The organism is Pirellulales bacterium, from assembly GCA_036490175.1.
Taxonomy (GTDB): domain Bacteria; phylum Planctomycetota; class Planctomycetia; order Pirellulales; family JACPPG01; genus JACPPG01.
On record DASXEJ010000145.1, the window covers coordinates 1 to 14,127 of the forward strand.

A 14,127-nucleotide genomic window follows, 5' to 3' on the forward strand; every position below is an offset into this window, starting at 1 on the left:
GCAACAAACGACTGCTCGGATCAGCCCTCCGCTCGCGCAGCAACGAAGCGCAAGCCCGTGAATGCCTGCTCCGCGTCCTGACCCACAACTTAATGATCCTCACTTAATTCCATCAGTTTTCAACAGAGCATAAGCCCCTCAGTAAGACCGGCAGCGCATAATCCAGTCACGGTTGGCCTTCAATTTGGTCGAAAGCGCGGCGTGAAAACTCGTCTCACCCCGGAGTGGGCATCGACAGCCCTCGGAGTTCAGGTAGGATTCGTTGCCTGACGCGAATCCCCCGCTGGCAAAAAAGACCCTGCCGTTCTCAGTTCGTCCCTAGAACGTTTCAGAAACATCCACATGCCGCTTGCCATCCGCGCTACCGACCTGCGTAAACACTACGACGGCCGGCCGCCGGTCGACGCCGTGCGCGGGCTCGATCTCGCTATCGAACAGGGAGAATGCTTCGGGCTACTCGGCCCCAACGGCGCCGGCAAGACCACCACGATCGAGATCCTGGAAGGACTGCTTCCCGCCACCAGCGGCGAGGTGGAAATTCTCGGCATGCATTGGGGCCGCGACGATCAGGCCATCAAAGAACGCGTGGGCATTTCCTTGCAAGAGACGAAGCTGGCCGAAAAGCTGTCCGTTCGCGAAACGCTCAACCTATTCCGCAGTTTTTATCGCGATGGCATCGAACCGGAAGAAGCCATGCGCGAAGTGTCTCTTGAAGAAAAGAGCCGCGCCTGGGTCGGCAAACTCTCAGGCGGCCAACGTCAGCGGCTGGCCGTGGCCTGTGCCATCGTGGGCGATCCGGACCTGTTATTTCTCGACGAGCCGACGACCGGTCTCGATCCGCAATCGCGCCGCCAGTTGTGGGACATCATCCGCGAGTTCGGCGTAAAAGGTCGCACCGTGCTCTTGACCACGCACTATATGGACGAGGCCGAGCGGCTCTGTGATCGGGTGGCCATCGTTAACGCCGGACAAGTCATCGCGCTCGGCACGCCGCGCGAGCTTATTGCCAGGCTAGGGGGCGAGCATATGATCGAATTCTCGCTAGTCGCGGGGAACGCCTCTCAGGTCGAGGCCGACACGTTCGCCGATCTACCGTCGGTGCGCTCGGCGCGGCGGGAGGCCGAGTTATACACGCTCTCGGTCAGTGAGCCGCACGTGGCGCTGCCTGCCCTGTTGGGGCGGCTAGAGTCGCAAGGCATGGCCCTGGCGAATCTGACGACGCGCCATGCCAGCCTGGAAGACGTCTTCGTTCACCTGGCCGGTCGACATATTCACGAGGAAGGCTCGTGATGAAACAAGTAGCCCATTCGCCGCGCCGTCCCGTCACCCGCCATCCGCTCGTGCAAATCGTGCTGTCGCGGCTCCGCGAATTCTATCGCGAGCCCGAGGCCGTGTTTTGGGTCTATGGCTTTCCGATCTTGATGGTCGTTGCGTTAGGAATCGCATTCCGTAATCAGCCCGAGCGGCCCATTGCGGTCGACATCGAAGCCGGTCCGGCGGCGAGTGCCGTGGAGACAGCTTTAGCGAAGAACGAACGCTTTCACGTCCGAGTCGGCGACGTCGAATCTTGTCGCCAGCGTTTGCGGCTGGGTAAAACCGATTTGGTTGTGCTCACAGGCCCCTCGGCACAGCCCAACTATGAATATTGGTTCGATCCAGGCCGCCCAGAAAGTGCGCTCGCGCGCAGCACCATCGACGACGCTCTACAGCGTGCCGCCGGCCGCCAAGACGCCGTCTCGACCAGCATTCGCGAGATGACCGATCCCGGCGGACGCTACATCGACTTTCTCGTGCCAGGCCTGCTGGGCATGAGCCTGATGGGAGGGGGACTATGGGGCGTGGGATTCGTGACGGTCGACATGCGAATTCGCAAGCTGCTGAAGCGACTGCTCGCGACTCCGATGCGCAAGAGCCACTTCCTCGCGGGGATCATGGTCAGCCGGCTGCTGTTCATGGTGCCCGAGGTGCTTGTCTTGCTCGTTTTCGCCCGTCTCGCCTTTGGCGTGGTCAATGCGGGAAGCTTGGGAGCGATCATTGCGCTGGTGCTGCTGGGTGCTTTCAGCTTTGCTGGCATCGGCCTGTTGGTTGCCAGCCGCGCCAAGACCGTGGAAGCGGTCAGTGGATTGATGAACCTGGTGATGCTGCCGATGTGGATGCTTTCGGGAATCTTCTTTTCGTCGGATCGCTTCCCGGAAATGGCGCAGCCGTTTATTCGCATTTTGCCGCTGACGCAATTGATCGAGGCGCTGCGCGCCGTCATGCTGGAGGGGGCGTCACTGGCATCGCAGACCGGTAATATCGCGGCACTTGCGTGCTGGGGAGCCGTTTCGTTTTTGTTGGCGCTAAGGCTCTTTCGCTGGACCTAGTGTCGCAAACGCTGCGCATTACGACTGTCTATCAAGCATGAGTTCCCGCCCGGCCAGATTACCTGGTCATCCGGCCCAAAATACCTACGGGCCAACGGTGGAATGCAGAAATGACTCAACTGCCAGATGCACAAGCACGTGGACCATGCGGATGGAGATCTACAGACTTTTCCAAGATTTTGACGAGTCGCCAGCCAACAGACGGCTCTTTTGAGCGTTTAAGGACTCCTGCTCGTCGAAAACTCCTGATGTTTGTTCGGCACTTTGATTGGGCTATCTACCCTACCAGCAGTCTTCTGCGGTTTGCCTTCTTGGCGATGAGCCTAGTGCTCTGCGCGGCCACGCAGCATGGCTGCGACCAACCCACCACGACGTGCGCGCTAACCCTGGAACTGGTCGATCGCGCAACGGGTCAACCATTACCGGGAATCGTGCAAGCGCATGACGCACGCGGAGAGCGAATCAAATTAAGCGCGCTCGTCAATCGCGGACAGGGTGTCGAAGCAGCCGGACCGATCCACGACTGGTGGGTTCTCCCAAAATCAACGACGGTAACTGTGCCGGCAGCGCCGCTGGTCTTTACGGCCCTCGCCGGACTTGAAACCGAATTGGCCCAAGAGCGCGTCGACCTCACTGGTCGGACCGAGGCGAAATTAAGGATTCCGCTGGAGAGATTTTTCAACGCCCACAAAGACGGGTTGCTGGCCGGTAACACGCACTTGCACCTGATGAAGCTCAGCAAGCGCGAAGCCGACCGCTATCTTGAGCAAGTTCCACGCGCCGATGGATTGGACATCGTTTTCCTATCCTATCTCGAACGAGCCAAAGCCGACCTGGAATACACGAGCAACAATTACACACCGGGCGATCTGGCTGCACTGTCGCGGGGGCACGTCCACTTTGGACACGGCGAAGAACATCGCCATAACTTCGGCTCGCACGGCGAAGGGTACGGGCATATTCTGCTATTGGATATTCCGTATATCATCCGCCCCGTCAGTGTCGGCCCAGGGCTTATGGGTCAGGGGCCAGACTCGCCGCCGCTACAGGTCGGCATCGATAAAGCGCGGCAAGCTGGCGGCAAAGTCGTCTGGGCGCACAACCTTTACGGGTTCGAAGACATTCCGAATTGGATCACCGGCCGGGTACACGCCAACAATATCTTCGATGGCAGCGAACGCGGTAGTTACAAAGACACGTACTACCGCTATCTGAACATCGGGCTGAAGGTGCCCTTCTCGACCGGTACCGATTGGTTCATCTACGACTTTTCGCGCGCTTACGTGACGACCGATCCACAAAGACCAATTACACCCACCGAGTGGCTTGACCGCCTTGCAGCTGGTAAGTCCTTCATTACGAACGGCCCACTTCTGAATTTCACGGTTGATGGCCAGGCAGTTGGTAGCACGTTGGATCTGGCCGAGCCTGCCGAGGTAGCGGTTTATGGTCGTGCGGATGGGAGAATGGACTTCAAGCGAATCGAGGTCGTCCGGAATGGCCGGATCGTTGCCTCAGCTCCCAGCCGACGCGAAGGAAACCACTTTGTCGCCGAGTTGCATGTATCGATGGCAATCGATTCACCGGCATGGCTTACGCTGCGGACCCCTCCTCCGCCCGTGGCAGACGACCCGGAATTGCAAGAACCGGTCGCGGCCAACGAGTTTGGCTGCCATCTGTTCGCCCATTCCAGTCCGGTTTACGTTCAGGTGGGTGGGCGGGGAGTTTTCGATGCAGAGACCGCGACCGGCCTGCTGGCGGAGATGCAGGCTGACAAGAAAAAAATCGACATGCGTGCGACCCTCCCCACGCCGAAAGAGCGTCAGGACGTGTTGGCCGTCTACGAAGAGGCTATCGCGGCGTTGCAAAAGCGTTTGGAGCAGTGACTTACTCGCGACAAGATAGCCGGCTTCCGTCGCACTTGGCCATGAGGATGACCACGCCCGCCTGGGACCTGAACAACCGTTCTTGACCCTCCGTAAGAAAAGCTATAAACTATGTCGCTGGAAAACTTTGCGCAGTTTTCCAACCCTGCGGCAGGGTATGCCGCTTTAACGCCCGCCTCTACGATTCTCGGGCATCTTCATCGGCAGGGACCCTTCGCGCCAGGACTACCATGCAAGTTCTCGAACGGATCTGGGAAATCATCGGCCTTATCTTCGGCGGCCTCGGGCGCTCGTTCGAGCGGTCGCTGACGTCGCTTTTTGGGTCGTCGAACGCTCGTTTCGTCAAACGGCTACAGCCGAAAGTCGACGCCATCAATGCTCTCGAGCCCAAGTATCAGGCCATGAGCGATGCCGACCTGGCTGCGCAAACGGTAGAGTTCCGCCGCCGCCTGGCGGCCGGCGAGACGCTCGACGATTTGCTGGTCGAAGCCTTTGCTATCTGCCGCGAGGCCGGGCGCCGCTGGCTCGGTATGCGGCATTACGACGTGCAGATGCTGGGGGGCATGGTTCTGCATTCCGGCGCGATCGCCGAAATGGTCACGGGCGAAGGCAAAACCCTGGTGGCCACCCTGCCGGCCTATCTCAACGCCTTGGAGGGCAAGGGAGTCCATGTTGTCACGGTAAATCCCTACCTCGCCCGCCGCGACATGGAGTGGATGGGCCCCCTGTATATCAACCTGGGGCTGACCGTCGGTGCTATCTATCCAGATATGGATCCGGAACTGAAACAACGGGCTTACGAGTGCGACATCACCTACGGCACGAACAACGAGTTCGGCTTTGACTACTTGCGCGACAATATGAAGCCGGCCGCCTTCGGCGACGATCGCTATCCGAAGGGCCGCCAGCAATGCCAAAGGAAACTACACTTCGCGATTGTCGACGAAGTGGACAACATTTTGGTCGACGAGGCCCGCACGCCACTGATCATATCGGGCCCGGCCCACGACGACGTCACGCGTTACTCCAAAGCTGACAAGATTGCGCGCCAGCTGAAAAAGGACGTCCACTTCGAGGTCAAAGAAAAGGAACATTCGGCCTATTTAACCGATGACGGTGTCCGCGAAGCCGAGAAGCTGGCCGGCGTGGAGACGTTCTATACCGCTGGCAACATGGATTGGCCGCATCTGATCGATAACGCGCTCAAGGCCCATTACCTATACAAGCGCGACGTGAATTACGTTGTCCAAGGTGACGAGGTAATCATCGTCGACGAGTTCACGGGCCGACTGATGCCGGGCCGGCAATGGAGCGACGGTCTACATCAGTCCGTCGAGGCGAAAGAAGGCGTGCGCGTCAAGGAAGAGACGCAAACCTACGCCACCATTACGCTGCAGAACTTCTTCAAACTGTACGACAAGATCAGCGGCATGACCGGCACGGCCATGACCGAGGCCGCGGAATTCTGGAAGATCTACAAGTTGGACGTCATCGCCATTCCCACCAACAAGGGCATGCGCCGCGCAAACTTCCCCGACGTCATTTACCGGACCGAGCAGGAGAAATACCACGCAATCGTTGAAGAAATCGAACGGCTGCACAAGTGGGATGTCGTCGAGATGAAAGACCGCACGGAGCGGGTCGGCTCGATCGTCAAAGAGCACGAGGATCGCGTCGAATTCGAGTCGCAGGACCGCAAGGATCGGCAGTTCCTCGCCCGTTCCGAGATCACGGCTCTGCACCACCGCGGGCGGCCGATCTTGGTCGGTACGGTATCCATCGAAAAGAGTGAAAAGCTGAGCGCGATGCTCAATCGTCGCGGCATCAAGCACGAGGTCCTCAACGCCAAGCATCATGAGCGCGAGGCCGAGATCGTGGCCCAGGCCGGGCGCAAAGGCGCCGTAACGATCGCCACAAATATGGCTGGCCGCGGTACTGACATCGTCCTGGGGGGCAATCCCGAGACGATGGCCTGGGCCCTCTTGCAGGACAAGTACGAGACGCGTCTGGATGTGCCGCAGGAAGAATGGAACACGCTCGTCCGCGAGATCGAAGAGCGCGAACGCATGAAGGTGGCGGGCGAAGAAGTGAAATCGCTCGGCGGGCTGCACATCGTCGGCACCGAACGGCACGAAGCCCGTCGCATAGATCTTCAGTTGCGCGGCCGTTGCGGTCGCCAGGGAGATCCTGGTTCGAGCCGATTCTTTCTCTCGCTGGAAGACGACCTCATGCGAATCTTCGCCGGCGAGTGGGTGAAGAACATGCTCACGCGGCTAGGTATGCAAGAGGGCGAGGCCATCGAAAGCCGCATGGTCAGCCGGCGCATCGAAGGGGCACAGAAAAAGGTCGAGGAGCGCAACTTCGATATCCGCAAAAACCTGCTCGAATACGACGAGGTGATGGACGAGCAGCGCAAGCGGGTTTATGGGTTCCGCCAGGACATCCTGGACGGCGGCAACTGCAAAATCAAGATTCTGGAAATGATCGACACCCAGGTTGACACCTACCTGGCAGATTTTCTCGACAAAGACTACAGCGCCTCGACGTTTGCCAAAGCCGCCGGCGCCGAGTTGGGCATTGAGCTTGATCCGCGCGATTTCCGCGGCATGGATTATGCTTCCGCGCAAGCCCGCGCCAAGGAAGAGGCGGCGCGTCTCGCCGAGGGACAGATCCTCGATACGATCGAAGAGAATGTGCCCGAGGATGCCGACCAAGACGAGTGGAACTGGGAGGCGCTGGCAAAGTTTCTCAACACCCGCTGGAAACTCAACTATCGCGATCGAGACCTGAAAAAGATTGGCCGCGAAGGCCTGACAGAGACCCTGCTGGAACAAGCACGCGAAGCGATCGATAAGGTCGACCTGTCTCCGGCCGAGCGGGTGCTGGACGAAGGCTTTGCCATCCGCACGGCGTGCGGGTGGGTGCAATACAAGTTCGGCGTTCAGCTTAATCCCGACGAGGTTAAAAAGCTCGATGCCCGCGCTTTCACGCAGATGGTGCGGGAACGAGCCCATGCCGCCTACGACGAGAAAGAGGCGGAGTTTCCCGTGCGGGCCGCGCTGTCGCATTTCACCGCGCGCGACGCGCAGGGCCAGAAACGCTACGACCGCGATCAGCTCGTGGCCTGGGCTCGGCAGCGCTTTCATATCGATTTGAACGTCGATGACCTGCGCAACATGCAGCGAGAAGAAATCCAGCAGATGCTGGTCGAGTACAGCAAGCAAGCCCTCGCTCACGCGAATCAGACTCTCGCCGAGGCGCACCAACAGGTTGTAAAAATCTTCGGCGACGATTCAGACTCGCAGGCAACGGTGCGCGCGGCAACCGGCGGTAACGGCGCGCTCAGTTCTTTGACGGCCTGGTTGCGCGAGCGGATGGATTTCGATATCACTCCCGACGCGATCGCTGAGCTCGACCGCGACGAGCTGGAAAAGAAGCTGACTGTCGCCGTCGAGGATCGCTACCGCCCTGAAATCCGCCGCCTGGAGCGCGATGTTGTTCTGTATGTGCTCGACACCATGTGGAAAGACCACTTGTTGGCCATGGACCATCTGCGTTCGAGCGTCGGTTTGCGCGGCTACGCGCAAGTCGACCCCAAGGTGGAGTACAAACGGGAAGGTATGCGGACGTTCGAGCAGATGTGGAGTTCGCTCGGCGAGCGAGTAACCGACATGATCTTCCGCATGGAAGAGCTGGATGAAGGTTTTGTGGGCTCGACCTGGACGGAAAGCCAGGCGACACACGATTCACCCGCCCCCAGCACTGCCATGATGACGAGCGATCAGCAAACCGCGATTGATAGCTCGGACGCTCCGGCCAAGATCGAACCGATCCGAAATCGTGGCGAACATGTGGGCCGCAACGATCCGTGCCCCTGTGGCAGCGGCAAGAAGTTCAAGAATTGCCACATGCGGACCGGCGGCAATCGCTCGTAGGGTAGGTGGAACTCCTTGTTGATGAGGATTCCATCGTCAAGGGTGCCGCGAGTGCCAAGTGCATTACGTTCGTCAAAATGATTGAGAACGGCGCGGGAAAGGATTCCCTCCATGCCTTATTTGCTGAATCTCGGCTACCTGGTCTTGGTGCTCGTCGCCTCCCCCTGGCTCTTGTACCAAGCCCTGAAGCGCGGGAAGTACCGCATGGGCATGGCCGAGAAGCTGCTGGGGCTGGTGCCAGTACGCACCGGCAGCCGGCCCTGCCTGTGGCTGCACGCGGTTAGCGTTGGCGAAGTCAACTTGCTTGCGCCGCTGCTGGCGGATATCCGCCGCAGCGAGCCGGGATGGGAGTGCGTAATCTCGGCAACCAGCTTGACAGGCTTCGTGCTGGCCAAAAAAAAATACGCCGACTACTCTGTTTTTTATTGCCCACTCGATTTTAGCTGGGCCGTTCGCGCGGCGATGCGTCGCATTCGACCGGCCTGCCTGGTCCTAGCCGAACTCGAGCTATGGCCCAATCTGATTCTGGCCGCGCATGCGAGCGGGGCTCGGGTGGCAATCATCAACGGCCGCCTCAGCGAGCGCAGCTTCCGAGGATACAGCCGGGCCCGCTTTCTGCTACGCCCGCTAATGTCCAAAATCGATTTTGTCGCGGCCCAGAACGACGAATTCGCTGAACGCTTCCGCGCATTGGGAGTCCGCGAGGAAGCGGTCCAAGTCACGGGCTCAATTAAGTTTGATGGTGCACAAACGCACCGTGCGAATCCGGCCACGCGCGCCTTGGCGCACGCAGCCGGTCTGGCGAATGACGATATCGTCTTTCTCGCCGGTAGCACACAGCAGCCTGAGGAGGCGCTCGCTCTTGCAACGTACCAGTCCCTGCGTGATCGATTCCCGCAATTACGGTTGATCCTGGTGCCAAGGCATCCCGAGCGTTTTGCCGAAGTTGCCGCCATGCTCGAAAGTTCACGCATCGCCTGGCAGCGGCGCAGCCAACTGGCCGCCGAAGGCATTTCTGCAACGGCACGCGTGCTGTTGGTAGACACGATTGGCGAACTTGGCGCCTGGTGGGGCACGGCCAGCATCGCCTTCGTTGGAGGTAGCCTGCACAAGCGCGGAGGCCAGAATATGATCGAACCGGCCGCTTATGGTGCGGCCGTGTCGTTTGGGCCGAACACGCGCAACTTTCGCGACATCGTGGCGCAGATGCTGGCTGCCGACGCGGCGATTGTTGTCCGGAGCGGCGACGAGCTCACTACCTTTGTCGAGCGCTGCCTAAGTGATGCGGTATTTGCGTCGGCGCTCGGCCAGCGTGCTCAAATGCTGGTGGCGGCGCAGGCAGGCGCCACCGGCCGCACATTGGCTGGCTTGGCCGACTTAATGCTGCCAGCTCGGCAATGTCACGAACGTGCCAATCGCTCGGCGGCTTAGGGCTTTGGCAGTCCCTGCCGCAGCAGCTTCGTCCCGATCTCGATGCGGTGATGAAGCGCGCGCCAGCAAGGCCGGTGATGATAGGTGCAGGGTGGCTACCGGCCCCTGTCGTCGGATTGTCGGCTACAATGTCTTCCCTCCGAGGCCGTTGGCCGAACTCATTGGCACAATGCCTTTGACTCGCACCCGTCACAAGAGAAAAGGCTAAGTGCATGGCATCGAACTTTACACGTGGACGCGTGCTACACGGCGTCGCGGTGGTCTTCGAAGGGGACGTGTGGGTCGAGGATCTGTCGGCCAAATCGGGACCGATTCCCTGGAAGGCCGGCTTCTTTGCGCCGCAAACCACACCCGTCATCAACGGTGACTGCCGCTTGGAGTTGAAGGATGGCCGTACGGGCACCATGACCTGTACCAAGAGTCAGCCTGGCATGAGCGGCGGGTCAAACTTGCAATTCGACGGAGTGGGTCCCCTGATCGGTGCAGGTGACAAGGGAACCGAAGAGTTCCTCCCCGAGCGCATTGATCTGCGCATCACGCGGGTCGAACTTGAGCAGTACGAACGCGCCGCCCGGCAAGAGAATCTCAGCCTTACGATCTGGATTCGCAACCGGCTGCGTGAAGCGATCAAGGCCAAGAGCAGCCCATAACCATCGACGCTGCGCAGGCACGTCTGGAGCTTTGACGAGTTGTTCAATGCGGTTCTGGCATACTGAGGTTTAAATGCTTCACCGCTCATCTAAATGGGCGCTATTCTTGCCGCCCAACCCGAAGCTGGAATGGGTTACCAAATTGCCGCAGTGTCACTTGCTGACGACCGGCACGAACTTGGGGGAATCAACCGCCCATCCGACACCCCCCGAGGCCGGCTAGAGCGTCCCCGTACGGATGAGAAACCAACGAATAAGGAAATAGAGCAGCGTCTGCTTTCGTTAGACGAATCGTTTGCCGACCGCCTTTCGGCGTTCCTTGCCGGCGTGGAATACGTTCAGGCAGGCGAATACCTACTGGCGCTCGAAATCCTGTGCGACAACTTGCACGAATACAACGTGCCGCTCAGCGCAGCGGAATTCGGCAAGATTGCGAGGCTTGCTCGAGTCTGCCAAATGAAGCAGGGGCGTGTGGATATGCTCAGGTCCCAAGTAACCCGATAACCGTGCGCCCTTAAGTTAGTGCCATTCAGTCTTAAGACACTCCCCGGCTGCTGGTAGTGGGGATTAGCCAAACATCGGGAGTGGGTGATTAGCGAGTGCAGGCCGGGGGTTCCGGGAAGGCGGTGGCGGCGAGTTAGTATGTTGCTGCTGGTCGGTGATAAAGCGGGCGCGCTCCCTAATCCTCGGATGCCTCGACGAACGGCCATAGCACATCGCGATTTGCTGTACTTACCTTGGCATCTTTGAAGCCCCCTACGACTCGTATCGCCTCTGGGTACAGGCGCCGAATGCGTTTGACCTCCTCGCGCTCTTGGGGCGTTAACCGCCGAACTCCATTCATTCTCGTGCCGTCCCAGGCGAGAACTGGCACATCTTGCGTGAGATTGACGAGTACTTCTATGTAGCCAGGCTCGCCAAATAGCTGAAGGAGATATGGACCCTGGACAGGAAGGGTGAAATAGTACCGCTCGCCGAATTCCGGCCCGCGCAGGGCTGCTCTTTGCCTGATCCAATTGACGTGGTAGGCCAGTATTGCGCCAAATGCCGTCAGCACGACGAACAGCGTTCCGATCCCAAACTGGAACCTGCGGCGGCGGGTGGGCGGAGTGGATTCGGTCATTCCGAGCTAGTTGGTTCGGGCGATGTTTGGGGATCTGGCATTGGCATCATGGCGTCGTCGGCGGCGGCATTGATACGGACGCGCTCCCTGTTTTCATTGAAGGCCATTGTTGCAATTGCCACGATAACCATGAACCACATTAACGTGCCCAGTCCGAACTGAAACAAGCGGCGATTCTGCCCCGGTGCGCTGGCGGCGTGGAACGTGGAAATAGCGAGCAGAAGCGCCAGGACCGATGCAGCGGTCCATCCGTAGGCCAGAAAAGGCCGATCCAACCACCGGCGCGGCGTACTCTTGGCGAAGCGAATTGAAACCGTGGGCGTAGGCACAAATCCTTCCAGATGCCGCGAGACGGCGTTGCGCGCTTCTTCTGGGACCATATCAATCACCTCGACCGATCCGTAGGACGGGCCGAGAAAAACTGCTCCTTCTGGCGACACCTTGAAGTCGTCCGAGAAAGATTGGTTTGGCGCGACCATCTGTATCTTGAGTACGTCGCCTACCGCGATTTGTCCGTGCATGGCCAAACCGGGTAGTGCTAGAAGTGCAGCCAACGTCGCAGCAACAAGCCAGCCTGCAATACCGAGAAACCAACCAAGGCGATTCATAGGGTCATCCTTTGGTGGCGGATAGATAGGAGGGCTGGGCACGCCGGCATTCTACCGTCTGCGGCCGATCCACCTGAACGATGATGTTTGATCAGCTAGGTGTTCGCTCGCTGGCGATTTCGCTGGTCCGGCGTGACCGAACGTCGATTTCCGATCGGGCCGCTCCCACTAACGATTCCTGGCCGTGCACGACTAGGCGGCCTGGCTGCTGGGAGTGGGGATTAGCCAAACATCCGGCCGGTTGCTCCCCCTGCCTGTGGCTGGTTATAATAGCGGGATTCTGGGCCGCGACCGGCCCCCTTTTTGCTGCATTTGGCACTCCCGAGGAGGATTCATCCGTGGCATCCGGCAAGTTCCTGTTCACCAGCGAATCGGTCAGCATGGGGCATCCCGACAAACTTGCCGACCAGATCTCGGATGGCGTCCTCGATGCTCTCCTGGCGGCCGATCCGATGAGCCGCGTGGCCTGCGAAACCATGGTCACAACCGGCATCGCTATCGTCGCCGGCGAAATCACCAGCAATGCCAAGGTCGACTACACCGAAGTCGTCCGCCGCGTCATCAATGAAGTCGGATATACCGACGATCGCATGGGCATCTGCGGCGACACTTGCGCCGTGATGATCGCTATCGACAAGCAAAGCCCAGACATCGCGATGGGCGTCAATGAGAATGCCGCAGCCGGCAAGGAAATCGGAGCTGGCGACCAAGGCTTGATGTTCGGCTACGCGTGCAACGACACGCCCGAGTTGATGCCGCTACCCATCGCGCTGGCTCACCGGATCACGAATGAGTTGACCGCGGCCCGCCGCCGAGGCGATGTCGATTGGTTGCGTCCTGATAGCAAGAGCCAGGTCACGATCGAGTACGACGGCAGCCGGCCGGTACGGATCGACACGGTGGTCGTCTCGACGCAGCACGGCCCGCAGGTAAGCCAAGACGAGATTCGCGATTTTGTCATCAACAAGGTCATCAAGCCGGTGCTACCGCGCGATCTGGTCGGCGGCAATATCACGTACCACATCAATCCGACCGGACGTTTCGAGGTCGGCGGCCCACAGGGAGATTGCGGCCTGACCGGGCGGAAGATCATCGTCGACACGTACGGCGGTTGGGGCCGCCACGGCGGCGGTGCTTTCAGCGGCAAGGATCCCACCAAGGTTGATCGTAGTGCCGCTTATATGGCCCGACACGTGGCCAAGAACATCGTTGCATCGCAGCTGGCCGATCGTTGCGAAGTGCAATTGGCCTACGCCATTGGCGTAGCCGACCCGGTGAGCGTGCATATCGATACCGACGGAACGGGCCGGCTCGACGATGGGCGAATCTGCGAATTGGTTCGCGATCTGTTCCCGCTCAAGCCGGGCAAGATCATCGAGTACCTCGATCTGCGTCGCCCAATCTACCGACTGACCGCCGCGGGCGGCCATTTCGGCCGCAGCGAGCCGGAGTTCAGCTGGGAAAGCACGCGTCGGGCCGCCGAGTTGTCGAAGGCTGCCGGCAGTGAAGCGTTGGCCCGCTAGGGGCAACTTCGCCAATAGGCCGCACGAGAATCGACGGCATGGATCGGCAGTCGAGTATTAACCAACGGACGGCCGAGCTGTCGCCAGAGGCGCTTCTCTGCGAGCTTCTGCCTGCGCTGGTGGCGGCATCTATCGCAGCGCAATTGCTGATCGGGATCGGCCTGGTGATGAGGCGCGTATCGGGCGCCGTCTCGATAGCGTCCGCGCCAGGGTGGACGGTGGCTTGGGTGCTGGCCACGGCCATCGTGGCCGCAACTACGCGCTTGTTGTGGTTCGCATGGCGGCGACCTGCACCGAAGGTCGTGGACTGGCAAGTTCTCTGCTACCCGGCCGTTGCCCTATTTTTTACGGCCCTTGCGCTGTCGACCGTGGGAATGCCTCTCGTATTTCTCGTACTGCTGTGGCTAATCGTGGCAGTAGAAGAGGCACTGTTGCTGTTGTTCCTTGGCACCGGTGTAAGTCCGTCTCCCTTCGACGCCTTTCGATTGCGGCGAATCGTGCCACGCGTGCTGGATTCTTCGCGGGAATCTAAGGACGATCTGCATGACAGGGATCGATCGATCGGTGGCCCCGGCACTCGCGCTCGCGACGTGAGAGGTGCGGCG

11 protein-coding genes are annotated in these 14,127 nt (G+C 59.7%); 9 read left to right on the top strand and 2 right to left on the bottom strand.

Translation table 11 applies throughout. The annotated features are described in order from the left end of the window. Positions 1 to 342 precede the first annotated feature (342 nt). The 7 genes from VGG64_11255 (at position 343) to VGG64_11285 (ending at position 10,772) form a co-directional block, all read left to right on the top strand. Positions 343 to 1,290 (top strand): ABC transporter ATP-binding protein, encoded by a 948-nt coding sequence (locus VGG64_11255; protein ID HEY1600174.1) that lies wholly within the window; start codon positions 343 to 345, stop codon positions 1,288 to 1,290. Then, positions 1,290 to 2,366, top strand: coding sequence for an ABC transporter permease (locus VGG64_11260; GenBank protein HEY1600175.1), 1,077 nt, complete (start codon positions 1,290 to 1,292; stop codon positions 2,364 to 2,366). Before VGG64_11255 ends, VGG64_11260 begins: the two co-directional genes overlap by 1 nt. A 248-nt stretch (positions 2,367 to 2,614) precedes the next feature. Then, positions 2,615 to 4,252 carry a CehA/McbA family metallohydrolase gene (locus VGG64_11265; GenBank protein HEY1600176.1) on the top strand — a complete coding sequence of 546 codons (1,638 nt, stop codon included), beginning with the start codon at positions 2,615 to 2,617 and terminating at the stop codon, positions 4,250 to 4,252. A 230-nt stretch (positions 4,253 to 4,482) separates the two neighbouring features. Further along, on the top strand, positions 4,483 to 8,187 hold the full coding sequence (locus tag VGG64_11270; protein ID HEY1600177.1) for an SEC-C metal-binding domain-containing protein: 3,705 nt from the start codon (positions 4,483 to 4,485) through the stop codon (positions 8,185 to 8,187). A gap of 111 nt (positions 8,188 to 8,298) precedes the next feature. Continuing rightward, positions 8,299 to 9,618, top strand: coding sequence for a 3-deoxy-D-manno-octulosonic acid transferase (locus VGG64_11275; GenBank protein ID HEY1600178.1), 1,320 nt, complete (start codon positions 8,299 to 8,301; stop codon positions 9,616 to 9,618). A gap of 212 nt (positions 9,619 to 9,830) precedes the next feature. Next, positions 9,831 to 10,268 carry a hypothetical protein gene (locus VGG64_11280; protein ID HEY1600179.1) on the top strand — a complete coding sequence of 146 codons (438 nt, stop codon included), beginning with the start codon at positions 9,831 to 9,833 and terminating at the stop codon, positions 10,266 to 10,268. A 93-nt stretch (positions 10,269 to 10,361) separates the two neighbouring features. Continuing rightward, the gene (locus tag VGG64_11285) at positions 10,362 to 10,772 is read left to right on the top strand and encodes a MafI family immunity protein (GenBank protein HEY1600180.1); all 411 of its coding nucleotides are present in this window, start codon (positions 10,362 to 10,364) and stop codon (positions 10,770 to 10,772) included. Between the two features lie 175 nt (positions 10,773 to 10,947). Here the strand turns inward: VGG64_11285 and VGG64_11290 are convergent, their stop codons facing one another. Continuing rightward, a complete protein-coding gene (locus VGG64_11290; protein HEY1600181.1) occupies positions 10,948 to 11,391 on the bottom strand; it encodes a hypothetical protein in 444 nt (147 codons plus the stop codon). Further along, the gene (locus tag VGG64_11295; GenBank protein ID HEY1600182.1) at positions 11,388 to 11,999 is read right to left on the bottom strand and encodes a polysaccharide biosynthesis/export family protein; all 612 of its coding nucleotides are present in this window, start codon (positions 11,997 to 11,999) and stop codon (positions 11,388 to 11,390) included. Before VGG64_11295 ends, VGG64_11290 begins: the two co-directional genes overlap by 4 nt. Before the next feature lie 338 nt (positions 12,000 to 12,337). Here VGG64_11295 and metK point away from each other — a divergent pair, with 338 nt between their 5' ends. Next, positions 12,338 to 13,522, top strand: a complete 1,185-nt coding sequence (gene metK, locus VGG64_11300) for a methionine adenosyltransferase (GenBank protein ID HEY1600183.1) — start codon at positions 12,338 to 12,340, stop codon at positions 13,520 to 13,522. A gap of 38 nt (positions 13,523 to 13,560) precedes the next feature. Further along, positions 13,561 to 14,127 (top strand): hypothetical protein (locus VGG64_11305; GenBank protein ID HEY1600184.1); only part of this gene is annotated, 567 nt, incomplete at its 3' end.